Annotated in this window: 21 protein-coding genes and 1 tRNA gene; 13 read left to right on the forward strand and 9 right to left on the reverse strand. The window is 69.9% G+C overall.

Features of this window, described 5'->3' with window-relative positions; translation table 11 throughout:
- Position 1: 1 nt before the first annotated feature.
- Positions 2-1,180 carry an acyltransferase domain-containing protein gene (locus tag C1I92_RS14380; protein ID WP_111255347.1) on the reverse strand — a complete coding sequence of 393 codons (1,179 nt, stop codon included), beginning with the start codon at positions 1,178-1,180 and terminating at the stop codon, positions 2-4.
- A gap of 87 nt (positions 1,181-1,267) precedes the next feature.
- A complete protein-coding gene (locus tag C1I92_RS14385; RefSeq protein ID WP_111255348.1) occupies positions 1,268-2,467 on the reverse strand; it encodes a PucR family transcriptional regulator in 1,200 nt (399 codons plus the stop codon).
- A 125-nt stretch (positions 2,468-2,592) separates the two neighbouring features.
- Between C1I92_RS14385 and C1I92_RS14390 the strand changes: the two genes are divergently transcribed.
- The 3 genes from C1I92_RS14390 to C1I92_RS14400 are packed head-to-tail and all read left to right on the forward strand — an operon-like array spanning position 2,593 to position 4,155.
- Positions 2,593-3,075, forward strand: a complete 483-nt coding sequence (locus tag C1I92_RS14390; RefSeq protein ID WP_146605143.1) for a hypothetical protein — start codon at positions 2,593-2,595, stop codon at positions 3,073-3,075.
- On the forward strand, positions 3,072-3,800 hold the full coding sequence (locus C1I92_RS14395; protein WP_111255350.1) for a pirin family protein: 729 nt from the start codon (positions 3,072-3,074) through the stop codon (positions 3,798-3,800). Before C1I92_RS14390 ends, C1I92_RS14395 begins: the two co-directional genes overlap by 4 nt.
- A 4-nt stretch (positions 3,801-3,804) precedes the next feature.
- On the forward strand, positions 3,805-4,155 hold the full coding sequence (locus tag C1I92_RS14400; protein ID WP_111255351.1) for an MmcQ/YjbR family DNA-binding protein: 351 nt from the start codon (positions 3,805-3,807) through the stop codon (positions 4,153-4,155).
- A gap of 22 nt (positions 4,156-4,177) precedes the next feature.
- Here C1I92_RS14400 and C1I92_RS34445 read toward each other — a convergent pair whose 3' ends face one another.
- The 3 genes from C1I92_RS34445 to aceE all read right to left on the reverse strand — a co-directional run bounded on the left by C1I92_RS34445 (position 4,178) and on the right by aceE (position 7,977).
- Positions 4,178-4,612, reverse strand: a complete 435-nt coding sequence (locus C1I92_RS34445; protein WP_199521229.1) for a collagen-like protein — start codon at positions 4,610-4,612, stop codon at positions 4,178-4,180.
- The gene (locus C1I92_RS14410; protein ID WP_111255352.1) at positions 4,609-5,115 is read right to left on the reverse strand and encodes a phage tail protein; all 507 of its coding nucleotides are present in this window, start codon (positions 5,113-5,115) and stop codon (positions 4,609-4,611) included. The genes C1I92_RS34445 and C1I92_RS14410 overlap by 4 nt, the downstream gene beginning before the upstream one ends.
- Before the next feature lie 114 nt (positions 5,116-5,229).
- A complete protein-coding gene (gene aceE, locus C1I92_RS14415; protein ID WP_111255353.1) occupies positions 5,230-7,977 on the reverse strand; it encodes a pyruvate dehydrogenase (acetyl-transferring), homodimeric type in 2,748 nt (915 codons plus the stop codon).
- Positions 7,978-8,214: 237 nt separating this feature from the next.
- On the opposite strand from aceE, the gene C1I92_RS14420 reads away from it, so the two are divergent.
- The 4 genes from C1I92_RS14420 (at position 8,215) to C1I92_RS14435 (ending at position 9,755) form a co-directional block, all read left to right on the forward strand.
- Entirely contained in the window at positions 8,215-8,649 is a 435-nt protein-coding gene (locus C1I92_RS14420; RefSeq protein ID WP_199521231.1) for a DUF3052 domain-containing protein, read from the forward strand.
- A complete protein-coding gene (locus C1I92_RS14425; protein ID WP_111255355.1) occupies positions 8,646-9,107 on the forward strand; it encodes a peroxiredoxin in 462 nt (153 codons plus the stop codon). The genes C1I92_RS14420 and C1I92_RS14425 overlap by 4 nt, the downstream gene beginning before the upstream one ends.
- A 59-nt stretch (positions 9,108-9,166) precedes the next feature.
- Complete coding sequence (locus C1I92_RS14430) at positions 9,167-9,628, forward strand: hypothetical protein (RefSeq protein ID WP_199521232.1); 462 nt, start codon at positions 9,167-9,169, stop codon at positions 9,626-9,628.
- Between the two features lie 55 nt (positions 9,629-9,683).
- A tRNA-Val gene (locus tag C1I92_RS14435) sits at positions 9,684-9,755 on the forward strand.
- A 233-nt stretch (positions 9,756-9,988) separates the two neighbouring features.
- Here C1I92_RS14435 and C1I92_RS14440 read toward each other — a convergent pair.
- From C1I92_RS14440 to nhaC, 4 genes are read right to left on the reverse strand one after another with little or no spacing between them, the layout of a single operon-like run.
- Entirely contained in the window at positions 9,989-10,444 is a 456-nt protein-coding gene (locus C1I92_RS14440) for an META domain-containing protein (protein ID WP_111255356.1), read from the reverse strand.
- Position 10,445: 1 nt separating this feature from the next.
- The gene (locus C1I92_RS14445) at positions 10,446-11,702 is read right to left on the reverse strand and encodes an arginine deiminase (protein ID WP_111255357.1); all 1,257 of its coding nucleotides are present in this window, start codon (positions 11,700-11,702) and stop codon (positions 10,446-10,448) included.
- Positions 11,703-11,751: 49 nt separating this feature from the next.
- Positions 11,752-13,191, reverse strand: coding sequence for a basic amino acid/polyamine antiporter (locus C1I92_RS14450; protein WP_111255358.1), 1,440 nt, complete (start codon positions 13,189-13,191; stop codon positions 11,752-11,754).
- Between the two features lie 31 nt (positions 13,192-13,222).
- Positions 13,223-14,710: a Na+/H+ antiporter NhaC gene (nhaC, locus tag C1I92_RS14455; RefSeq protein WP_111255359.1), complete on the reverse strand. Its 1,488-nt coding sequence runs from the start codon at positions 14,708-14,710 to the stop codon at positions 13,223-13,225.
- Between the two features lie 598 nt (positions 14,711-15,308).
- Here nhaC and C1I92_RS14460 point away from each other — a divergent pair.
- The 6 genes from C1I92_RS14460 (at position 15,309) to C1I92_RS14485 (ending at position 24,922) form a co-directional block, all read left to right on the forward strand.
- Positions 15,309-16,337 (forward strand): LacI family DNA-binding transcriptional regulator, encoded by a 1,029-nt coding sequence (locus C1I92_RS14460; RefSeq protein WP_158564133.1) that lies wholly within the window; start codon positions 15,309-15,311, stop codon positions 16,335-16,337.
- Between the two features lie 145 nt (positions 16,338-16,482).
- On the forward strand, positions 16,483-17,799 hold the full coding sequence (locus tag C1I92_RS14465; RefSeq protein ID WP_158564134.1) for a polysaccharide pyruvyl transferase family protein: 1,317 nt from the start codon (positions 16,483-16,485) through the stop codon (positions 17,797-17,799).
- Positions 17,800-17,818: 19 nt separating this feature from the next.
- A complete protein-coding gene (locus C1I92_RS14470) occupies positions 17,819-18,778 on the forward strand; it encodes an ABC transporter permease (RefSeq protein ID WP_199521233.1) in 960 nt (319 codons plus the stop codon).
- 164 nt (positions 18,779-18,942) lie between these two features.
- On the forward strand, positions 18,943-19,725 hold the full coding sequence (locus C1I92_RS14475; protein WP_199521234.1) for a carbohydrate ABC transporter permease: 783 nt from the start codon (positions 18,943-18,945) through the stop codon (positions 19,723-19,725).
- 44 nt (positions 19,726-19,769) lie between these two features.
- Positions 19,770-21,410, forward strand: coding sequence for an extracellular solute-binding protein (locus C1I92_RS14480; RefSeq protein WP_111255364.1), 1,641 nt, complete (start codon positions 19,770-19,772; stop codon positions 21,408-21,410).
- 149 nt (positions 21,411-21,559) lie between these two features.
- Positions 21,560-24,922: an alginate lyase family protein gene (locus C1I92_RS14485; RefSeq protein WP_158564135.1), complete on the forward strand. Its 3,363-nt coding sequence runs from the start codon at positions 21,560-21,562 to the stop codon at positions 24,920-24,922.
- Positions 24,923-24,963 lie beyond the last annotated feature (41 nt).

A 24,963-nucleotide genomic window follows, 5' to 3' on the forward strand; every position in this document is an offset into this window, starting at 1 on the left:
CTCACGCCACCGCCTCGGGATGCAGCCGGACCAACGGCTGGCCGGGTGCGACCGGGTCGCCGTCCTCGACCAGCCATTCGATGATGGTGCCGCCGTGCCCGGCCGTGACCTGCACGGAGTCGCGCAGCGAGCTGACTGTGCCGACGGCGTCGCCGGCGGCCAGCCGGTCACCCGACGTCGCAACCGCGAACGTACCCTTGATCGGCGCGACGATGAGCCGCCAGGTCGGGTTCGTGGGCAGCGGGTTGGTGTGCACGCCGTGCTTCTCGACGAACGCGCGGGCGTCGTCGAGCTGGTCAGGCGTCTTCAGCGCGAACGTCTCGACGCCGGGCAGCGCGCGCTTGGCCAGGCCCGTCAGCGTGCCGGCCGGCGGCACCTCCAGCAGCCCGGTGACGCCGAGGTCGGCCATCGTCTGCATGCACAGGTCCCAGCGGACCGGGCTGGACACCTGGTCGACCAGCCGGTCCAGCACCTGGCGGCCGTCATGGACGACCTGGCCGTCGCGGTTGGACAGCAGCACTGTGCGCGGGTCGTGCGTGCTGATCGACTGCGCGTAGTGCCGCAGCCGCTTCACCGCGCCGGCCATGTGCGTCGTGTGGAACGCGCCGGCGACGGAGAGCGCGCGGAGCCGGGCCCCCTGCGGCGGGTCGCCGGCCAGCGCCTCGAGCTGGGCGACGGTGCCGGCGGCGACGACCTGACCGGCGCCGTTGACGTTGGCCGGGGTGAGGCCGTGCCGTTCCAGCGTGGCCAGGACGTCGTCGGGGTCGCCGCCGAGGACGGCGGTCATACCGGTGGACTCCTTCGCGGCAGCCTCGGCCATGCCCCGGCCGCGCTCGCGGACGAACACCATGGCCTGCTCGGCGGTGATGACGCGGACGGCGGCCGCCGCGGTGATCTCACCGACGCTGTGCCCGGCCGCCGCGCCCACCGTCGCGAACCCGTCGGCCGGGTGCGGGAACAGCGCGAGCGCCGCGACCAGGCCGGACGCGACCAGCAGCGGCTGGGCGATGGCGGTGTCGCGGATCGTGTCGGCGTCGGCCTCGGTGCCGTAGTGGGCGAGGTCCAGCCCGGCGACGGCCGACAGCCAGTCGATTCGGGCGGCGAACGACGGCTCCTCCAGCCATGGCGTGAGGAAACCGGGCGTCTGGGACCCCTGACCGGGGGCGACGATCACAAGCACTCCTCTAGCCTCGTGGCTACCCGGCCGTAGAAGGGGTCGGCCGCAGTCACAAGGTCGTCCCACTAACTTTGGCCGTTCCCCACAACATCACTCCATCGCAGGCGGATTCATCCGGCCCAGTGACAGCGCCAGCCGCAGCGTGTAGGAGTCGCGCGGGTCGGTGGGCGTCAGGCCGACGACGTCGGAGACCCGCCGCAGCCGGTACCGGACCGTGTTCGGGTGGACGAACAGCAGCCGGGCCGCCGCCTCGACCGAGGCGCCGGTCTCCAGGTACGCGGCCAGCGTCTCCAGGATGACGGGGCCGGCCTCGGCGATCGGCACGTACAGCTCGGCGACGAGCTCGTTGAGCGCCTCCTGGTCGCCGGACAGCGCCCGCTCCGGCAGCAGCGCTCCGGCCGACACCGGACGGGGCGCGTCGGGCCAGCCGGCCGCCGCCAGCAGCCCCGTCACGGCGGGCCGCGCCGACGTCGCCGCGGACACCAGGTCCGGGACCAGCGGGCCGACGACGACCGGGCCGGGGCCGAAGTGCGTGACGATGGCCGACGCCGCCTGCAGCGGGTCCTCGACCCGGCCGAGCACGGCGACCAGCCGGTCGCCCTGGCCGCCGGTGAGCACGTCGTATCCGGCGTGCCGGGCCGAGCGGCGGATCTCGTCGGCGGACGTGCCGTCGTCGGGCCGCGGCCGGCCGATGATGACGGCGACGCCGCTGGCCGCGGTCCAGCCCAGCGCCGACGCCCGGGACCGGACGTCCTCGTCGACCTCGCCGCGCAGCAGCGAGTCGACCACCGTCGCCTCCAGCCGGGCGTCCCACGAGCCGCGCGCCTCGGCGTAGCGCGCGTAGACGTGCGCGGCGGAGAAGGCGACCTCGCGGGAGTAGCGCAGCACCCCCTCGCGGACGTCGCGCACCTCGTCGGGCCCGACGACGTCCTCGACGTTGTCCTCGACGACCTCGATCGCGACGCGCACCACCTCGACCGTCTGCTGCAGGCTGATCGAGCGGATCAGGTCGCGCGGCGCGGTGCCGAACACGTCCGCCGTCGGCGTCGGCCGGGACTCGTCGGAGTTGCGGTACCAGTCGACGAACGCGGCGATGCCTGCCTGGATCACCAGGCCGACCCAGGACCGCTGTTCCGCCGGCATCGCGCGGTACCAGCTGAGGGTCTCCTCCATCCGGGCGATCGCCGCGCTCGCGAGCCGGCCGGTGGCGCGCTCCAGCAGGTGCACGGAGCGCTCGTGGCCGCCGGTGCCGTAGGCGCCGGGCAGCTCGGCGTCGGAGGATGGCCGCATGCCCGGCAGCGTACGCGGCCGGGGCCGGCCGGCGGTGGACCAGGGCCGTGGTCGTTGTGGTGAACGCACAATCCGCGCCGGGTCCGGGCGATCGGCCGCCGGCGCCGGGCACTAGGCTGCGGTCCATGTCGACCCCCACATCGCCCGGCAGCGGCGCGCCCACCGACGACCTGGGCCGGGCCCTGCGGTTGGTGAGTTTCGCCATGCTGAGCGGCGTCGTGCTGATCGCGGCGGTGACGGTGTTCACCGTCGGCGACGAGCCCGGATCGCTGGCCGACGCGCTCGGCTCGATCGCGATGAGCGTCGCCCTGCTGGCCGCGGCGTTCCTCGTCCCGGGCCGGGTGATCCGGCCGTGGCCGGCCGGCTCCGCGCCGGACCCGGTGAAGGCGTCGGGCCAGCTGCGCAGCGCGGCGTTCCTGAGCCTGGTGTTCGCCGAGCTGCCGGCGCTGGTCGGGCTGGCCGGCTCGTTCGCCCGCGGGGTGTGGCTGCCGGTGGCGATCGGCGCGCTGTTCAGCGTCGTCGGGCTGCTGCTGGTGGCGCCGACGGCGACCCGGATGCGGGAGTGGCTGGCCCGGTTGGAGTCGGCCGGCGCGCACACCGGGCTGTGAGCGTCGAGGTCCGGCGGGCCGGCGACCGGTTCACCACCCCCGGCGACGGCGTGCTGTCGCGGCACTCGTTCTCGTTCGGGCCGCACTACGACCCCGGCAACGTCGGGTTCGGGCTGCTCGTCGTGGCCAACGACGACGTCGCCTCACCCCGTGGCGGGTACCCGACGCACCCGCACCGCGACGTCGAGATCGTCACGTGGGTGCTGTCCGGCGCGCTGGTCCACCAGGACACGGCCGGTCACGGCGGTTCGCTGGAGCCGGGCGTCGTGCAGCGGATGAGCGCCGGCCGCGGCGTCCGTCACTCCGAGTTGGCCGCGGCGGCGGGCGCGCGGTTCGTGCAGATGTGGCTGCCGCCCGGCGCACCCGGCGCCGACCCGTCATACGGTCAGGCCGACGTGACGGCGAACCTGGCAGGTGGAGGGCTGATCCCGGTGGTCAGCGGGCTGCGGCGGCACGCCGGCTCGGTCGCCGTCGGGCTCGGCCAGCCGGCCGCCGCCCTGCATGTCGCCCGGCTGCGCCCCGGCGACGTGGTGACGCTGCCGTCGGCGCCGTTCGTGCACGTCTACGTCGCCCGCGGTGGCATCGTCGACGTCGAGACCGCGGGGACGCTGGGGGAGGGCGACGCCGTCCGCGTCACCGACGAGGGCGGCCGGACGGTGACCGCCCGCGGCGACGCGGAGCTCCTCGTGTGGGAGATGCACGCCGCCGCGGACCTGGTTCGATAGGGACATGGCCGTCCCGATCGCCGACTTCCTCGCCATCGTCGACCGGCTGCCCGAGGCCGGCGGCACCGACTCGGCGAACTGGACGACGTTCCGGGTGCGCGGCAAGACGTTCGGCTACCTCTGGCCGCGCACCTCCACCGTCGGGCTGAAGCAGACCATCGCCGAGCAGCTCGCGCTGGTGGCCGAGCGCCCGGACGTGTTCGAGATCCAGTTCACCGCCGGCGGGTTCGGCTGGGTCGTCGTGTACCTCGACCGCATCGAGCTGGACGAGCTGGTGGAGCTGACGTTCGAGGCGTGGCGGCTGACCGCCCCCGCCGACCTCGTCGACCAGCAGGGCGACCGGCTGCCGCGCTAGGACTCGCCGCCGGCCGACCCAGTCAGGGAACGAGCGTCTCGGCGACGCACTCGCCGATCGTCACCTCCGGCAGGCCGCTCCAGCACGAGCTCACCAGGGCGGAGCCGGTGAGGTTGCCGCCCGGCGTACCCGGTTCCCCCTGGGGTCCGGGCTCGCCCTGCGGACCGGCCGGCCCGGGCTCACCCTGCGGTCCGGCGGGTCCCGCGGGCCCGGCGGGTCCGGTCGCGCCGGCCGGCCCGGCCGGGCCCTGCCGGTTCCAGCTGATCGGGTCCTCGGTGCGCCGGCAGCCGTCCGGCCCGTCGACGATGCGGACGTCACCGGCGCCCAGACCGAGCAGGCCGCGGCTCACGCACGCGTGGATCACGTCGTCGGACGTGGTCGCGGCCATGACCGCGACCGTGCCGCCGCTGACGATCACCGCGGTCGTCGCGACCACGGCGAGCAGGCGGCGGTTCATGGGAGCCGCTCCACGTGGTCGGCGACGATCGTGACGACCTCGAGCAGCAGGCCGCTGCCGTCGCCGGCGTCGACGTAGGTGAGCTCGCTCGGCCAGGCCTTCTCGTAGGCGAACCCGGTGATCGGCTCGCCGGCCGTGTCGTACAAGGTGAGAGTGACGTCCTTGCGGGCGTCGGGCGCCCCGGCGAGCAGCAGCTGCTGCCACGCCACGAGCGTGTCGTCGTCGGTGACCACCCGGGTGCACACGAGCTCGTGGTCACGGCGCTCGCCGGGCAGCTTGATCGTCGTGATCTGGCCGTCCGGGCCCGTCACCCGCTGCTCGACGACCTCGGTGGCCGTGCCGAGCCCGACGCACTGCTGCAGGCGCAACCCGGCGCCGTCGAGGCTGAGCTGGTAGCTGACGGCGCTCGGCGTCGACTGGGCGACGCTGGGCGTGGACGCGCTCAGGACCAAGGCCGTCGCGGCGGCGACGGCGGCCCAGGCGACCGGTGTGACCTTTCGCATGGCGAACCCCCTCTGGGTGAACCGGTGCTCCGCCGGCGGTCGCGGCGGATCGGCGGATCCAGCAAAGCGGGTCGATCTTGCGAAGGTGAGGGGTTCGCCGGAATTCGGACGGCTCTAGCTCTCGCCGCCGGCCTCCTCGGCGGTCGTGGCCTTGACGTCGTCGAGCTGGTAGCGGTCGTGCGCCTGCTTGACGACGTCCCAGGAGAGCTCGCCGCGGCGGGCCAGCAGCGTCAGCACGCTGATCACGATCGACTGCGCGTCGACCTTGAAGTGGCGGCGCAGCGCGGCTCGCGTGTCGGACAGGCCGAAGCCGTCGGTGCCGAGCGAGGAGTAGTCCGTCGGCACGTACGGCGCGATCTGGTCCTGCACCGCGCGCAGGTAGTCGCTGACCCCGACGACGGGGCCGCCGGTGTCGCGCAGCCGCGCGGTGACGTACGGGACGCGGGGCTCGTCGCCGGGGTGCATGAGGTTCCACTCGTCGGTGGCGAGGGCGTCGCGGCGCAGCTCGTTCCAGGACGTGACCGACCAGACGTCGGCGGCGACCTGCCACTCCTCGGCCAGCCGCTGCTGCGCCTCCAGGGCCCAGTTCATGCCGACGCCGGACGCGAGGATCTGCGCGTGCGGGACGTCGTCGCCGGGGGCGGTCTCCATCGGCCGGTAGAGGTACATGCCCTTGAGCAGGCCCTCGACGTCGAGGTTCTCGGGCTCGGCCGGCTGGACGTAGGGCTCGTTGTAGATCGTCAGGTAGTAGTAGACGTTCTCGGAGTCCTCGCCGTACATCCGCCGCAGCCCGTCGCGGACGATGTGGCCGATCTCGAACGCGAACGCCGGGTCGTAGTGCACGACCGCCGGGTTCGTCGACGCGAGCAGCACCGAGTGGCCGTCCTCGTGCTGCAGGCCCTCGCCGTTCAGCGTGGTGCGCCCGGCGGTGGCGCCGAGCACGAAGCCGCGGGCCAGCTGGTCGGCGGCGGCCCAGAAGCCGTCGCCGGTGCGCTGGAAGCCGAACATCGAGTAGAAGATGTACAGCGGGATCATCGGCTCGCCATGCGTGGCGTACGACGTCGCCGCCGCCGTCCACGACGCCACCGAGCCGGCCTCGTTGATGCCCTCGTGCAGGATCTGCCCGTCCTTGGCCTCCTTGTAGGACAGGAACAGCTCGCGGTCGACCGGCGTGTAGTTCTGCCCGTGCGGCGAGTAGATCTTCAGCGTCGGGAACAGCGAGTCCATGCCGAACGTGCGGGCCTCGTCCGGGATGACGGGTACCAGCCGCTTGCCGATCTCGGGGTCCTTGAGCAGGTCCTTGAGCAGGCGTACCAGCGCCATCGTCGTGGCCACCGGCTGCTTGCCGGAGCCGCGCCTGGCCACCTCGTAGACCTTGTCGCCGGGCAGCACCAGCGGCTTCGCGGGGGTGCGGCGATCGGGCAGGAAGCCGCCGAGCTTCTGCCGCCGCTCCATCATGTAGGCGTGCTCGTCGGAGTCGCGGCCCGGGTGGAAGTACGGCGGGTTGTAGACGTCCTCCAGCGCGGAGTCCGGGATCTCCATGAACAGCCGGTCGCGGAAGAGCTTGAGGTCGTCGCCGGTCAGCTTCTTCATCTGGTGGGTGGCGTTGCGCGCCTCGAAGTGCGAGCCGAGCGTCCAGCCCTTGATCGTCTTGGCCAGGATGACGGTCGGCTGGCCGGTGTGCTCGGTGGCCGCCTTGTAGGCCGCGTAGAGCTTGCGGTAGTCGTGCCCGCCGCGCTTGAGGCCCCAGATCTCGTCGTCGGACATGTCCTCGACCATCTTGCGGGTGCGCGGGTCGCGGCCGAAGAAGTGCTCGCGGACGTACGCGCCGGACTCGGCCTTGTACGTCTGGTAGTCGCCGTCGGGCGTGACGTTCATGAGGTTGACCAGCGCGCCGTCGGTGTCGGCGGCCAGCAGCGGGTCCCACTCGCGGCCCCAGATGACCTTGATGACGTTCCAGCCGGCGCCGCGGAACAGCGCCTCCATCTCCTGGATGATCTTGCCGTTGCCGCGCACCGGCCCGTCCAGGCGCTGCAGGTTGCAGTTGACGACGAACGTGAGGTTGTCCAGCTCCTCGCGGGCGGCGACGCCGATGGCGCCGATGGTCTCCGGCTCGTCCATCTCGCCGTCGCCGAGGAACGCCCACACGTGCTGCTGGCTGGTGTCCTTGATGCCGCGGTGGTGCAGGTAGCGGTTGAACCGGGCCTGGTAGATGGCGTTCAGCGGGCCCAGACCCATGGACACCGTCGGGAACTCCCAGAACTCCGGCATCAGCCGCGGGTGCGGGTACGACGGCAGCCCGCCGCCGAGGCCGGCGTGGGACAGCTCCTGCCGGAACCCGTCGAGCTGGTGCTCGCTCAGCCGGCCCTCGAGGTACGCGCGGGCGTACATGCCGGGGGAGGCGTGCCCCTGGAAGTAGATCTGGTCGCCGCCGCCGGCGTGGTCCTTGCCGCGGAAGAAGTGATTGAACCCGACCTCGTACAGCGCCGCCGACGACGCGTAGGTGGAGATGTGCCCGCCCACGCCGACACCGGGACGCTGGGCGCGCTGCACCATCATCGCCGCGTTCCACCGGATGTAGGCCCGGATGCGCCGCTCCACGAACTCGTCGCCCGGGAACCAGGGCTCGGCCTCGGGCGGGATCGTGTTGATGTAGTCGGTGTTGCGCAGGCTCGGCACGCCGACCTGCCGCTCCTGGGCGCGCTGCAGCAGCGCCAGCATCAGATAGCGCGCGCGATGGCGTCCGCGCTGGTCGATGGCGGCATCGAGCGATTCCAGCCACTCCCTGGTCTCGTCCGCGTCGATGTCGGGGAGCTGGCTCGGAAGGCCGTTGATGATGATCGGCGAGCGGTCGGCAGCCACGACTGTCCCTTCGTGATGGTCACTGGTTCCTATCCTGCTCGCTCGGCGGCCGTACGTCACATTCGCATGCGCGGACGTCTTTCCAAGCGCGCTGGGCAGGGGCACCATAGGCCCGTTCGGGTGAGCGTGTCAGGCTTGGTCTGGCGGGTTCACTTGCGCGAGAGCGCGTCCTTGGGTGGACTACAGCAAACGCGGTACGCAGGGGGCGGGCCGCGACGACTGCGAGGAGGACGATCGGTGGGCCAGATCGCGGGCCACTCGGACCAGAACGACGGGCCGGCCGCCAAGCTCGGCTTCCGGCCCGACCAAGTGGTCCTGGAGCTCGGCTGGGACGAGGACTGCGATGACGATCTGCGTATCGACATCGAGGAAGTCACCGGCAACGAGCTGCTCGACGGCGAGTCCGGCGAGGTCGCTGACGTGGTGCTGCAGTGGTGGCGTGACGACGACGGCGATCTCGCCGACGCCCTGGTCGACGCGACCACGGACCTCGCTCCCGGCGGTGTGGTGTGGCTGCTGACGCCGAAGGTGGGCCGCGACGGCGCCGTCGAGGCCAGCGACATCGCCGACGCCGCGCTGACCGCCGGCCTGTCCACGACGTCCACCGTGTCGGCGGCCGAGGAGTGGTCCGGCACCAAGCTGGTCGCACCCAAGGGGTCGGCCCGCAAGTGAGCCTGGTCGGTGCCCCGGCACCGGACTTCGAACTGCCGGACCAGCACGGTTCGGCAGTCCGGCTCTCCTCGCTGCGCGGCCGTCCGGTCGTGCTGGCGTTCTTCCCGTTCGCGTTCACCGGAGTGTGCACCGGCGAGCTGACCGCGATCCGCGACACCCTGATCCCGGCCGTCGGCGAGACGGCGCACGTCCTGGCCGTCTCGTGCGACTCCATGTTCTCCCAGCGCGTCTTCGCCGAGACGGCCGGGCTGGACTTTCCGCTGTTGTCGGACTTCTGGCCACATGGGGCGGTTGCGTCGGCGTACGGTGTCTTCGATCACGACCGCGGCTGCGCCGTACGAGGTACCTTCGTAGTGGACGCAGGGGGGACCGTCCGCTGGGACGTCGTCAACGCGCTTCCCGATGCCCGGGAAGTCGACGACTACCGGCGCGTGCTGAGCTCGCTCGGCGCGGCCTGACGGTCCGGGCGACCTCCGGCGTCCGCAGGTCATGTACAGAGCAGGAAGGGAGCTCGACCGTGCCGTGCTACCGCTGTGGCGCCCGCCAGTCCGACCCGGCCCGGGGGACGAACCTGTGGGTGCGCGGGGTCCGCGCCGATGAGCAGGTGCTGATCTGCCCCGACTGCCAGCAGAACAAGGGCTGGTCGGCCGACCTCGACCACTGCTCGGTCTGCGGCGCCACCACGCTGGTGCGCCGGCTCGGGCACACCGTCTGCCGCTCCTGCGAGGCGTCGGCCACGGCCGAGTTCCTCGCCGTCGAGACGACGATGGACCGCGGCTTCGCGATCCGGATGCCCGGCCCCGGCCGGCACCGCCGCACCGACAGCCGCGACCTCTCCGCCGACGTCGCCAGCGCCATCGACCGAGTCCTCGGCCGCGCGCCGGCCCGGCCCACGCAGTCGGCCATCGCCGACGCGCTGGCCACGCCCACGGTGACCACCCAGGAACAGGAGAAGGTCCAGTCCGAAGGCGCCGGCTGAGCCGATTTCGGCGTCCCGCCGTCTCCCCGATACCCTGACCCTTCGCACGTCGACGGGGCGCATAGCTCAGCGGTAGAGCACTGGTCTTACAAACCAGGGGTCGCAGGTTCGAACCCTGCTGCGCCCACCCGATTGACCTGCATCGATCCTTCCTGTACACAGCGAGATCGTCACATGTGTCACTCTGGTTGACTCCATCTCGCACCACGCTGGACCCAGGGGTCGAGAGTTCGACATGGGATGTCAGCGAGGAGGCCGACGGTGACAGACCGACGTCGGCCCTGTGAACGGCACCGATCCGTGTCCGCGGCAGGCGTCCGGTTGTCATGCTGATGCTCAGTAGGACGGTGGTGGACCTGCTCAGTCGTCCTCGAGAATCAAGTGGATCTCGGTGTCGTCTCGGCTGAGGTGGAAGTCGTCGTCGGTCCGGTCGAACCTGGGCCGGGACGTCAGGAACGATGTCAGCCACCGGTCCTGCTCCTCGAGGGCGTCGTCGCATGCCTGGAGGGTGGAGGCCAGTTGGTCGAGGACCAGCTCGTGGTCGTCGATGGATGCCCTCCCCCGCAAGGTGTTGCAGCCGGCGTCGACGCTGACCGAGTCGGTGGTGAACGACATCGTGATCCGTGATCCTGGGACGATGTCCCGATCGGGGTCGACGATCCGGTCCGCCGCCAGGGTGCGACCGTCGAGGTCGCCCAGGTCGGGGACCACGGAAAGGCCGTATTCGACGTCGCGGCCGGTGCCATCCACGCACGAGGCGAGCAGCAGCACTGTCGACAGTCCGGCGGCGGTCAGCGCGCGCGAGATGATCGGCATGTCAGAACTCCACCGGCTCGCGAATGATCGGACAGGTCATGCAATGGCCGCCGCCGCGGCCGCGGCCGAGTTCGGCGCCGACAATGGTGACGACCTCCACGCCGGCCTTGCGCAACAGGGTGTTGGTCCGCGTGTTGCGGTCGTAGGTGAAGACCACGCCCGGTTCCACGGCGACGGCGTTGTTGCCGCTGTCCCACTGCTGGCGCTCGGACTCGTAGACGTCACCCCCGGTGGCGATCACCCGCAGCTCGGGCAGCCCGAGTGCCCCGGCCACCACGTCGACGAACGACCGGGTGCCCTCGTCGGTGACCTCTACCCCCGGGGTGGTGTCGCTCGGCCGGAGAGAGAACGCGTGGACCCGGTCCATGATGGTCGGGTGGAGCGTGACGATGTCGCGGTCGACGAAGGTGAACACGGTGTCGAGGTGCATCGCCGACCGTAGTTTCGGCATGCCGGCGACCACCACACGCTCGGCCACGCCGCGGGCGAAGAGTGTGGCGGCGACCTGGGTGATCGCCTGGCGTGAGGTCCGTTCGCTCATGCCCATCAGCACCACGCCGTTGCCGACAGGCATGATGTCGCCGCCTTCGAACGTGGACCGGCCCCAGCTCTGTTCGGGGTCGCCCCACCACACGGTGGAGCCGGCGAAGTCCGGATGGAAGGTGTAGATCGCCTTCATCAGCAGGGTCTCGTCGTGTCGGGCCGGCCAGTACAACGGGTTCAACGTCATCCCTCCGTAGAGCCAGCACGTGGTGTCCCGCGTATACAGGGTGTTCGGCAGCGGCGGCATCAGGTACTCGCGGACACCGGTCGACTCCCGGGCAAGAGCGACGTAGCCGGGCCGGAAGTCCGCGGGCAGGTCCGACGTTGCCAATCCGCCGATCAGGAACTCCGCGAGCTGTCGCGGTGCGAGCGACTCCAGGAAGGCGACGGTGTCGTCGACGAGACCGAGGCCGACGTCGTTGGCGACGATCTTGCGGTCGAGCAGCCAGGACCGCGCCTCCGGGATCGCCATCGTCTGGGCCAGCAGGTCGTGCAGCTCGACGACCTCGACGCCGCGGACGGTCAGCTTGTTCACGAAGTCGGCGTGGTCGCGCTGAGCGTTCTCGACCCACATGACGTCGTCGAACAGCAGGTCGTCGGCGTTGGTCGGCGTCAGCCGGCGGTGCGCGAGCCCGGGTGCGCAGACGAGCACCTTGTGCAGCCGACCGACCTCGGAGTGCACCCCGTATTTCTCGCTCTGGTTCTGGGTGGTCATGGGTCTCCCTTTCTCGGCGGCCTGCGGTGTGGCATCGCGTCGCCGCCGTTCAGATGGTGATGGCGCCGGTGGCGAGGGCGACGACGCCGGCGACGGCGCCGCAGATCGAGATGGCGAGGATGACGAGCTCGACAGGCGCGAACATCCGCCGGCCCTGTTCGCGGCGGGCCATGACGAACAGGATCGTCGCGGGCGCGTAGATGATGAACGACAGCAGGATGAACTTGGGGCCCGCCGCATAGAGCAGGAACGCGGTGTAGAGGGTGGCGACGGCGCCGACGATCAGTTCGCGGCCGTGCCCGCGAGGATTCTCGACGTACGTCTCCCGGGTCAGAGCCAGTTTGAGCGCGTACCCGGCGGCGAACAGGAACGGGATGAGGGTCAACGCGCTGGTGAGGTCGAGGGCGAAGTTGAACGCGTCCGCGGAGAACATGGTGACGACGAGCATGACCTGGACGAGGATCGTCGACATCAGCAGCGCCGGGCCGGGGACGTCGACGTCACTGATCTTGTTCAGGAACCGCGGCATGTCGTCGTCTTTCGCCGCGACGTACAGCACCTCCGCGGCCATCAGCGTCCATGCCAGGTAGGCGCCCAGCACCGAGACGATCAACCCGACGCTGACGAAGACCGCGCCCCACTCGCCGACCGCCGCCTGGAGCACACCGCCCATGGACGGCTGCCGCAGATCCGCTATCTCGTTGTACGGCAGGATGCCGTACGACACGATGGTGACGGACGCGAAGACGCTGAAGACCGCAAGGAAGCCGAGCACGGTCGCCCGGCCGACGTCCTTGCGTCGCTTCGCGTGGCGGGAGTAGACGCTCGCGCCCTCGACGCCGAGGAACACGAACACGGTGACCAGCATCGTGCCGGTGACCTGGTCGTAGAGCGATCCCACATCGCTGTCGCCGCTCCAGTTGTCGGCGAAGACCTCGGGATCGAGCGCGAACAGCGCCAGGACGACGAACACGAGGATGGGGATGACCTTGGCGACGGTGACGATCCGGTTGATCGCCGCCGCGTCCTTCACACCGCGCCGGATCAGCAGGTAGAACAGCCACACCCCCGCCGTTGAGAGCGCGAGCGAGAGCAGGGTGTCGCCGTCGCCGAGGGCCGGGACGACGGCGCCCACCGTCGACATGATCAGGATCCAGTACGTGACGTTGCCGGCGCAGGCGCTGGCCCAGTATCCGAAGGCGGAGAAGAAGCCGATGTATTCACCGAATCCGGCCTTGGCATAGGCGTAGACACCGGCATCGAGGTCCGGCTTGCGGACGGCGAGGGTCTGGAAGACGAAGGCGAGCATCAACATGCCCGTGCCGGCGATGACCCACGCGATCAGGGCTCCGGCGATGCCGGTCTCCTGGGCGAACCGAGACGGCAGCGAGAAGACTCCAGCACCCACCATCGAGCCGACGACCATCGCGGTGATGGTGACGAACGTCAGCTGTTGCGCCGACGGCTTCGCTATCTCGGTGCCGGCCATGGGTCCTCCATCCGTTCGACGTCACGCCACGTCAGGCCGCCGGCTGGTCGGCAGGCGGGTCGGTGACCGGCGGGACATGCTCGATCTTGAATCCGGTGAACCCGTACACCACGCTCAGCACGGGACTAGCCAGGTTGAAGATGCAGAAGGGCAGATACAGCAGCGTGGACACGCCCAGCACGGCTGACATGAAGGCGCCGCACGAGTTCCACGGCACCAGCGGGGACGTGACGGTTCCGCTGTCGGCCGCCAGGCGTGACAGGTTGGCTGGGGCCAGCCCGCGCTTGGCGAACTCGGCCCGGAAGACCCGCGTGGGCAGCACCAGCGCGATGTACTGGTCCCCGGCGACCACGTTGAGGCCGAACGCGCACGCGAAGACGCTCAGGAACAGTCGGCCCGTGCTCGTGGCCGCCCTGATCAGGGGATCGATCAGCCGGGAGATCAGGCCGAACTCCTCGAGCAGCGCCCCGAACGTGACCGCACCGATGATCAGCCACAGCGTGGGAAGCATGCTGTCCATGCCGCCGCGCGACAGCAGCTGGTCGATCTCGGACAGGCCGGAGTCGATCGTGAAGCCGTTCGCCATGGCGCTCCAGACGCCCTTGATCGACCCGACGACGGCGTTTTCAGCATCGCCGACGAAGTCGCGCATGACCTCGGGCTGCAGGAACGCGCCGAGGACTCCGGCGAACAGCGCCGAGAACGCGAGCGCGAGCGACGCCGGCACCTTCCGGATCGACAGGACCGCGAGGAGCACGAGCGGCAGCAGGTTCAACGGGGTGATCCAGTACACCTGGTCCAGCGAGTTCAGCTCGATGGAGGTCGGGACGGCGTCTTCGCCGGGGCTGCCCGTCGCGACGCCGAGGACGAGGAAGACCGCGACCGCGATGGCGAAGGCGGGTAGCGACGTCCACACCTGGCGCTTGATGTGCTCGTAGATGTCGACCTTGACCATCTGCGCGGCCAGGACGGTGGTCTCCGAGAGTGGTGAGGTCTTGTCGCCGAGATACGCGCCCGAGATGACCGCCCCGGCCGTGATCTCCGGCGAGACGCCGAGCATGGTGGCGATCGCGACCAGGCCGACGCCGATCGTCCCCGCCGTGGTCCACGAGCTGCCGATGCTCAGTGCCACGACACCGCAGATGATGGCCGCGGCGGCGTAGTACCACCCGGGCGTGAGGACCTGGATCCCGTAGTAGACGAGCGTCGGGATCGTTCCCGACAGATTCCAGACACCGATGAGGGCGCCGACCGCCAGGAGGATGAAGATCGCACTCGTGACCGAGGCCAGGGCGCCCTGGCCGGCGCTCTGGACCTCCTCCCAGCGGTGTCCGTTCTTGACGGCGATGAGCGCCGCGACCATGCAGCACAGGACCAGGGCGACCTGGACGGGGCCGTCGAGCGCGTCGAGGCCGAACATCGCGAGCGCAGCGGCGATGAGGCAGGCGAGCACGGCCAGCGGGATGATGGCGTCGGCGAGTGACGGCGCCCGTACCGGTGATCGCCCAGTCTCCGCCACGGCGCCCTCCTAGCCCGCTCCAGGGCCCTCGCGACGGCGAGACGGTTCGGCGGCTCTGCGTGCTCGATCAGGAAACGCACCGCGATCGGCGGGCAGAGCCGGGTGTCTCAGGGTGCAGATAAGCGCATCGGACACCGAGACGTGCTCCATGGCACGGGATCCCTCCCTTTCCGTCCACGATCGCCGCCACGATCCGGGTTGGACAGAGATACCTCAACGGAGGTTACCGCGCGATGATCGTCGGCGCGGCGAATTGGCCGAATTGGCCCCTCCGCGGCCCACCGGTGGAAGACCGTGGGACGGAGCACGGCGTATCGAGGTGACGGTGGTGGATCACCACGTGCCCGGCACGATCCGGCCGCTGGCTGCACCGGAGTCATCGGCGACGTTGGCGTCGAGGGTGGGACCATGGCGCCGTGGTCCGGTCGGCCTGGCGGAGGTTGCGGTGAGCGAGGCTGAACGCTCTCACATGCCGCGGACCGGTCCGCAGCTCATAGGCTCGATGACCCGCATCGACAGCGCGGGTCGGCGTCACGCTGACGTCTGCGTGCGCGAGGGGCCCACCGGGACGTGACGTTACGTCGATACCATGACGCGCATGGGTACACAGAAGGAGATCGCACGCCGAGCCGGGGTCTCGGTCTCCGTCGTGTCCGCCGTCGTCAACGGCACCACGCACACGCGAATGAGCGACGAGACGCGTGCTCGCGTCGAGGCCGTCATCGAGGAACTGGGGTACGTCCCGAACGACGCCGCACGGGCCCTGCGCCGGCAGCGCTCGGGGACGATCGCCGTTGTCGTCGAGAAGATCGAGAATCCGATCTACCGCGACATGTTCCACGGCATCTACGACGCCGCGGAGGCGCGCGGATGGGCGGTCGTGCTGGGGGACGCGCGCTGGATGCGCTCCGGCAGCCACTTCCTCGCGCGCCTGCTGGGGCACGGTTCGATCGACGGCATCATCCTGCGCAGCGAGGGCCTCATCGACGACGAGGTGCTCGCCCACCTGCGAGCCCGGCCCACCCCGGTGATCCTGGTCGAGGGACGGCACGGCCCGGACGGCCGATGGCTCGCGATCGACGATGCCGCGGCAGGTCGCGTGGCGACGCAGCACCTGCTCGACCTCGGTCACCAGGACATCGAGTTCGTGGGCGGCGAGCGGTGGGTCCCGACGCTGGAACGGCACCGGGGCTACGCCGACGCGATGCTCGACGCCGGGCTCGAGGCGCGCGACGCGATCCGGACCGGCTACGGGTCCCGGGCGGGCGCCGCGGCCCTCCAGGAGGTCATCGACTCCGGCCGCCGGCCGACGGCGCTCGTGGTCGACAACGTGCTCTCGGGCATCGGCATCCACGCGGCGGCTCACGAGGCGGGCATCTCGATCCCGGGTGACCTGTCCGTGATCGCGATCCACGACGCGGACATCGCCGGTGACGTCCGCCCCGCGCTGACGACCGTGCGCATGCCGATGGCTGAGCTCGGAGCGCGCGCCGTCGAGGCGATCGCGGCGATCCTGAACGACTCGCCGACGCGGTTCGGCCTCGTCGACGAGCCCGCACCTGTGCTGATCACCCGCGCGAGCACGGCACCGTTGCAGGTTTCGCCGCGACCCTGGTCACCGTCCTGACGCATTCGTACCCGTCACGATGAGGTAACGAACCGTTGACGTGACGATGCGTCAGTCGTTACGTTGACGCAACGAAACGTCACTGACGTCCGGCGAGGGACGCCGCGGGATCGCGGTGCGGACGCCGCGCTACGGAAGGACACCGTTGACCTCCAGCACAGCCACGCCCCGCTCCGTGCTCCTGCGCTCGTCGTGGGCGAACGTGAACATCGGCGACGTCGCACACTCGCCCGGCCTCATCACCGCCCTGCTCGACGCCGAGCCCGATGCCCGCATCACGCTGTGGCCGATGCGCCTCGGCGAGCGCGAGGAGGCGATGATCCGCCGGGCGATCCCGACCGTCACGATCGTGCGGGGCGCCCTTGACGAGGCCGGAGTGCCGACGACGCCGGAGCTCGCCGCGGCGTGGGACAGCGCGGACGTCTTCGTGCACGGCTCGGCGGCGAGCGCCTCGCTCGTGCCGGAGCTGGCAGCCTGGCGTGAGCGGTCCGACCGCCCGTACGGCTACGGCGGCGTGACGGAGGACCCGCTCTGCCCGCCCGCCTGGGGCTCGCTCGAACGGTTGCGTGTCATGACGCAGGACCTGCCGGCGACGTTCCTCGAGGACGACGCCCGCGCGATCATCGATGGCGCCGAGTTCCTGTTCGCGCGGGACTCGATCAGCCTCGAGTACCTGCGCTCCCAGGGGGCTCGCCCCGGGGTGCTCGAGTTCGGCCCCGATGGCACGTTCGCCTATCGCTACCGCGACGATGCCGCGGCCGATGCCTTCCTGGCCGCGCTGGGTCTCACGGCCGGGGAGTTCGGATGCTTCGTGCCCCGGCTGCGCTACACGCCGTACCCGGACATCTACGGAACGGAGCGCACCCGGGAGTTCGACCGCCGGTACGCGATCAACGCCGGCACCGTCGGCCTCGACCTCGACACTCTCGCCGCCGCGATCGCCACCTGGGTCCGCTCCACGGGCCAGCGGGCCGTCGTCGTGCCCGAGATGAGCTACGAGGTGGAGCTGGCACAGGACGAGCTGCTGCCACGCGTCCCGGACGACGTCGTCGACCAGGTCACCGTCCTCGACCGGTACTGGCCGCTCGAGGAGGCGAACGCCGTCTACGCCCGCGCCCGCGCCGTCGTCAGCATGGAGTGCCACTCGCCGATCCTCGCGTCCGTCCATGGCACGCCCACGCTCTATGTGCGTCAGCCCACTGACACCGTCAAGGGTGAGATGTACGCCGACCTCGGCGGGACGGACGTCGTCGTCGAGATCGAGCCGGACGGCCCGGAGGGCGCGGCCGCGGCCGTCAAGGCGCTCCTGGAGGACGAGGCGGCATCCAGGGCGACGTCGTCGGCGATGAACGCCGCGGCCGTCGGCCGCCTGCGGGACGTCGCCCGCACGATCCTGTTCGGCGAGGGGGCATCCGAGTTCACCCGAGGGGGCCGGGAGGCAGACCTTGTCCCAACTCGCTGAACGGCCGCCTCGGAAGTCCGTGCGGAAGGGCTCGTCGTCGTCGGCGACCACCCGCCCGGCGCGACGCCCCGGCCAGACCCTCGCCCGCTGGCGACGGGACCGGCTTCTGCTGCTGCTGGCCGCCCCGGGCCTGCTGGTGGTGCTGTTGTTCCACTACCTCCCCTTGCTGGGCAACGTGATCGCGTTCAAGGGGTATCTGCCGTTCTTGACGATCGCGGAGAGTCCCTGGGTCGGCTGGGACAACTTCCAGGTGATCTTCTCGGGTGACCCACTGTTCGTGAACGCGTTGACGAACACGTTGATCATCACGCTGATCCAGGTTCTGTTCGTGTTCCCGCTGCCGCTCGTGCTCGCCCTTCTCCTCAACGAGGTCATCTCCGAGCGGCTCAAGCGGATCGTGCAGTCCGTCCTCTACCTGCCGCACTTCCTGTCCTGGGTGATCGTGGTCGCGTTGTTCCAGCACATCCTCGGGAACGCGGGCATGGTGAACACGCTCCTGCGGGAGCACGACATGACGACGTTCTCCATCATCGGCGTGCCGGAGCTGTTCGAGGTCCTCATCACCAGCCAGGTGATCTGGAAGGACACCGGGTGGGGCACGATCATCTTCCTGGCCGCCATCTCGCGGGTCGACACCTCGCTGTACGAGGCGGCGGCGATGGACGGCGCCGGCGCACTGCGGCGCATGTGGCATGTCACGCTGCCGGCGATCCGGTCGGTGTTCGTCCTGCTGCTGATCCTGCGGCTCGGGGACGCCCTCACGGTCGGCTTCGAGCAGATCATCCTGCAGCAGGGCGCGGTCGGCGCGACGGCGAGCGAGGTCCTCGACACCTACGTCTACAACCACGGGATCGTCGGCGGCAACTGGGGCCAGGCAGCCGCCGTCGGCCTCACGAAGGGTGTCATCTCAGTGCTCCTGGTGCTGGGAGCGAACAAGCTCGCGCACAAGTTCGGTGAGCGGGGGGTGTACCACAAGTGACCACGACCTCTCCGCTGGGGCTCACGGCCAAGCCACGAAAGGCGAGGCCGTCGACGTCCACCGGGCGCCCGGTCTGGATGGGCCCTCCGAACCGGGTGCTGACAGCCTTGCGCGGTCTCATCCTGACGATCGGTTGTGCCGTCGTCATCGTCCCTTTCCTCGCTGTGGTCTCGACCTCGCTCGCCACGCAGGAGGAGGTGACCGAGAACGGCGGTTTCGTGCTGCTCGTCCGTGACCCGACCCTCGCCTCCTACCAGGCGATCCTGTCCGGCGGCGTGGTCACCCGCGCACTGGTCATCAGCATCCTCGTGACCATCGCCGGCACGCTGCTGTCGTTGGCATGCACGATCGGGCTCGCCTACGCACTGTCACGGCCCGGATCGCTCGGCTCACGCCCGATCTTGCTGGCGGTGCTCTTCACGATGCTGTTCAGCCCCGGCATGATCCCGATGTATCTGGTGGTCAAACAGCTCGGCCTGCTCGACAACCTGCTCGCGTTGATCCTCCCGGTGCTCATCAACGCCTTCAACGTCATCGTCATGCGGGAGTTCTTTCTCGACATCCCGGGCGAGCTCATGGAGAGCGCCCGCATCGACGGCGCGAACGACCTCACGATCCTCGCGCGCATCGTGTTGCCGCTGTCCAAGGCCGTGATCTCCGTCATCGGGCTGTTCTACGCCGTCGGCTACTGGAATGCGTTCTTCAACGCCCTGCTGTACATCAGCTCGCCCGAGAAGTGGCCCCTGCAGCTGGTCCTGCGGACCTACGTCGTCAACGAGACCCCGATGGGTGTCGATCAGGTCTCCGCCGGCTCCGAGAGCCTGCCTCCGCAACTGTCCATCCAGATGGCGATCCTCGTCATCTCGATCATCCCCATCCTCCTCGTCTACCCGTTCCTCCAGAAGCACTTCACCAAGGGGCTCATGATCGGCGCCGTCAAGGGCTGACCACCTGTTCTTCATCCCGTCCTCGATGTAGCGGAAGGAATCCCATGTCCGGCACGATCTCTCGTCGTAGATTCCTGGGCACCACCGGCGCTTTCGCCGCGATAGGCCTGCTGGGTGCCTGCTCAGGCTCGCCGCGCAGTCAGTCGCCGAGTGGGGGATCCACCGGTGGCGGTGGCGCCGGTGACGGACTGCTGCCGACGTACCAGCCATTCGACACGTTCCCGCCCGACCTCGCCTCGAGCAACCCGGATGTGTCCCCCGGCTACTTCACCTACCCGGATCCACCCACGACGGTGACCAGCGGGGTTCCGGCGTCCGGCGATCCGATTCGGGCGCTGACCTTCACGTTCGATCCGGTCGCTCCCGAGCTTGCGAACAACGCGCTGTGGCAGAGCATCAACGAGGCGCTCGGCACCGAACTGGACCTGGAGTACACCCCTGCGGCGGAGTACGCTGCCCGCTTCGCGACCACGATCGCCGGCAACGACCTGCCCGACCTCGTGGCGATCAGGGGTCAGCAGCAGCAGATGCCGGCGATGCTGGCCGCGAAGTTCACCGACCTCACCGAGCACCTCTCCGGTGACGCCGTGCTGGACTACCCGAACCTCGCGGCGCTGCCGACGCCATCGTGGCTGAGCACCGTGTACGACGGCAGGATCTGGGGTGTCCCGGTGCCCCGCTCGCTGATCGGCTCCGTGCTGTACACGCGTGCGGACATCCTCGAGCGGGCGGGCCTGTCCCTGCAGCCGGAGTCGCTCGAGGAGTTCACCGAGATGGCGCAGGCCCTCACCAACGATCGGGAGGGTCGCTGGGCGTTCGGGCAGACGCCCCTGTCGGTGCTGCTCGAGACGAACGGCATCGCGAACCTCTGGTCGGTCGACGAGAGCGGCGCCTTCACCTTCAACGCCACGCTGCCGGGATACGAGCAGGCCCTGGCCGACGCGGTCGCCCTCAACGACCTGGGGGTCGTGCACCCGGACGGCAATGCCGTTCAGAACACCCAGCGCAACGAATGGATGGTGGCGGGCACGACCGCGTTCCAGATCGGTCTCTACGCGGGATGGCCCAAGTTCTACGTGCAGGGAGCCGACATCGAGGGATTCCGCCTGACGGGCATGCTCTCCCCAGCACGCGAGGCCGGCGGGGAGATGGTACGCACTGCCGGCCCCTCGGTCTCGCACTTCTCGGCCATCGCCCAGCAGGACGACCCGGAGCGCGTCGCCGAGATCCTGCGGGTGCTCGACTGGCTGGCCGCGCCGTTCGGCAGCACCGAGTACATCACCCGTCGGTTCGGCAAGGAGGGTGAGACCTTCACCTTCGACGGTCCGGATCCGGTGCTCACCTCCGAGGGCGTCAACCAGGCGACGCTGCCGGTGCGGTACATCACGGAGAACACGCCGGTGATCTTCGAGTCGCGCAACGAGCAAGCCGTCCGGGACCAGTTCGACCACCAAGAGGCGGGTCTGCAGTACACCGTGCCCAACCCGACGGAGGGGCTCTACTCCGAGACCGCCGTCAGCGAGGGCGCGAGCGCGCAGCAGGCGCTGACCGCGACCGAGCTCGAGATCGTCCTGGGAAACCGGCCGGTTGCGGATTGGGCCGCCGCGGTCGAGAGCTACATGTCCGCCGTCGGCAACAAGATCAAGTCCGAGTACGAGGAGGCGTGGGCTCAGCTCAACGGCTGACGCCGGTTGCTTGGTCGCGGGGTGCTGGTGAAGCACCGGGTGGACACCTTCACAGCAAAGGAGTCACGGAGATGCAACGAAGCACTTCCCGGCGGAGCGCTCGCCGTCGTGTCCATGCGATCGCCGGCGCGGCAGTCACGCTGGCCGTGGTGGGGACGGGTCTGTCGTCGGTGCCGGCCGCTGCGTCCGACATGTCGGATCTCGGCGAGCTGCTCGACCTGACGCGTCCTGAGCTCGCCGAGGTCGCGGCGGAAATCGCGGCCGGTGATGAGGCGGGCGCCGCCGACGAGCTCAAGGTCTACTACGCCGGCCGCATGGGGATCGGGTTCCCGACGCCGGGAGCGGCGGGAGTCGGCGACGCGACCGCCGACGAGCTCGCCGCCGGGATCTTCCGGTTCGGCGCCGAGACCCGCGACTTCTACGACGACGCCGAGCAGAGGATCGACGTCGACTGGCAGGACACCTGGGGTGGGACGGAGACCGCCCCCGGCGGCGCACAGGTCCTGATGAGCGACTTCGCGTTCATGCCGACGCTGGCGAGCGCCTACCTGAACGAGAGCGACCCGCAGCAGCGTGCGGCGTATGCGAAGGCGTGGATGGAGATCTCACTGGACTTCTTCGCCGACAACCCGAGCTGGCCGCAGGTCCGCAATCTGTCGGCCGGCAAGCGGCTGACCCAGCTCGTCAGCGCGTTCTCCGTGTTCCGGACGGAGCCGGCCACAGACGCGGGCGACCTGGTGACGTACCTGTCCGGCGTGCACGAGACGACCGACTTCCTCACGCAGGTTCTGCAGATACATGTCGGAAACAACATGTATATGTCGATGGCCCGCTCGATCTACTCCGCGGCGGTGTACCTGCCCGAGTTCACGGCATCCCTCGGCTGGGAGTCGTTCGCGGTGCGGTCGGTCGAGCGGTTTCTGCGCGCGTACATGCAGAGCGACGGCGTGTATCGCGAGCCGACATTCAACTACCAGGCCTACGTGGCGGACCTGATCAACACCATGATCCGCGTCGCGGATGCCAACGGGCGGAAACTTCCCGACGCGATCGTCCAGTCGGCGGACTGGATCGCGGACGTGCTGTTCGCGACCCGGAAGCCGGATCTCGAGGCCGCGCTGATCGGCGACACACCGAACACCGACGCGGGCAGGAGCGCCATTCGGGCGACCGGTGAACGCAACTCGTGGTCCGATTTCACCTGGGTCGCCTCCGGTCGAACCGAGGGGACGACACCGACACTGGGGTCCACGCTGTATCCGATCAGCTACGCCGTTCAGCGCTCGGGGTGGGACGCCGATGCGCAGTACATGCTGATCAACAATCACAACTCCAGTTACACCGCCTCGCACCGGCATCCGGACGACCTCAGCCTGGTGATGTCGGCGTACGGGCGTCCGCTGATCGTCGACCCCGGAGTGGGCGACTACAGCGCGACCCCGACGAACGACTGGATGCGCAGAACGACTGAGGCGCACAACACGATCGAGGTCGACGGAAAGCCGCAGGCCGCCGGCGTCACCCGAGCGATGTCGCTCTGGCGATCGAGTGCGGGTCTCGACGTCTACCGCGGTCATGCGATGGGCTACCAGCCGATCGCGCACGATCGGGTCGTCTACTTCGTCAAGCCCGGCTTCTGGGTCGTCTCCGACGACCTCACCGGTGACACCGCCGCGCACGACTACCGGCAGCTCTGGCACTTCCCCGGTGATCCGGTCACCGTCGACCCGGCCACGAACGTCGCCACGGTCGGGTTCGACACCGTGCCCGGCGCCGCGCCGGTCGCCGGGGTGCGACTCGTTCCCGTGACCCCGGCCGGCGTCGAGGTCGCGCCGAGCGTCCACGAGGATGGCGCCGTGCGCGTGGGCGAGGACGTGCTCACGGACGTCGACTACCTGTCCTACGACTGGTCCGCCACCGGCGCCACCGGACTGGACACCATCGTGTTTCCCGGCAAGGCCGGCACGGCGCCCTCGGTGAGGGCGACCCGCATCGAGCTGCCTGGGGTGGATCACTCCGTGGCGACCGCGATGGAGATCGACCTGCCGCACGCGACCGGCCGCTTCTACCTCTCGCGCGAGGCGACGCCCGCGTCGCGGGAGTTCGGGAACGCCACGACCGACGCCGAGACCGCGTATCTCGAACGTACCGTGCACGGCAGGCTCACGCGGTACGCGCTGACCCGTGGGTCGTCGCTGGTCGACGACGGGGACACCGTGGTCGACGCGTCCGGAGTGGTGTCCGACGTCAGTGTGGAGCTGCGGGGCGGGACCGCCCGGATCTCGCTCGGGGACCCGTTCACCGGCACACTCACGATCAACGCGCCGAATGCGAGAGCGGTGAAGGTGAACGACATCCCGACCGCATTCACTCGTACCGGCGACCTCGTCACCGTGTCGGTCGAGCCGGCCTTCGCGCCGGCGCCGGTGCTCGACGAGGAGTTCGAGGACGCGAGCCTGGACCGCACCGTCCACGGCTTCGACAGCGGATTCGAGGGCTGGACGCCGGTGCAGGGCACCTGGGAGCTGGGCGGCGATCCATCGAACACCGAGCTGGCGCAGACCTCGAGCGCGGACATGCAGTCGTTCGCCATGCTGCAGGACGTGCCGGACGACGTGATCGTGTCCGCGGACATCGATCCCGGCGCCGCTCACCAGACGACCGCCCGGACCGGCCTGGCGTTCCGTTACCACGATTCTCGCAACTACTACCGGGCCAACGTTCTCAGCACACCGGCGAGCACGAAGCTGCAACTCGTGAAGGTCTACAACGGGACGTCCACGCTCCTTGCGGAGACCGACGTGGAGCTGAACGCCGACGCCGAGCACACGCTGACCGTCTCCGCGGTCGGGCGTCACTTGGTCGCCACGGTCGGCGAGACATCGATCTCCGCAAACGACAGCCAACTGCCGACCGGCGGAGTCGCGGCCTACACGCAGGGGCGGACCGCGACCTTCGACGACATCACGATCACCGAGGCACTCGATCAGGCGACGTGGCGCGGAATCGGGGGCCAGGTGTCCGTCGGCTCGGGTCAGCTGACCCTCACGCCGGTCGATGGCCGAGCGCACGTGCTCGCCGAATCGACACTGCCGGCGCGGTTCTCCCAGCAGTGCGACTATGTCGCGGAGACCACGGTCACGATCCACGGCGTCGGCACTGCCGGCATCTCACTGCGCGACACCACGGACTCCTACGGCTACCGGATCCACATCGGCAGGACGAGCAGCGGTACCCGATACGCGAGCATCATCCGCGAGGCCCACCGGTCAGGCCCGGTCACGGTGGCCACGGTCTCCCTCAGTGACCCGCTCGACGGTCCCGTTCGGCTCGGCGCCGCCGTTCACGGCGACCGCATCACCGCGACGTTGAACGGCGTACAGATCCTGGAGGGTCGCGACACCGTGGTGCGAAGCGGCGGCCTCGGGCTCTACGCAACCACGCAGAGCACGTTCGACGACCTCACGGTCGCCCAGTCCTGCGCGCAGGTGCGCGCCCATCCACACCAGTGACCGCCCACCGATCCAGAACCGTCAACTCGATCGGAGGACGG

Origin of the sequence: Jiangella anatolica (assembly GCF_003236295.1) — a bacterium.
GTDB classification, from domain to species: Bacteria; Actinomycetota; Actinomycetes; order Jiangellales; family Jiangellaceae; genus Jiangella; species Jiangella anatolica.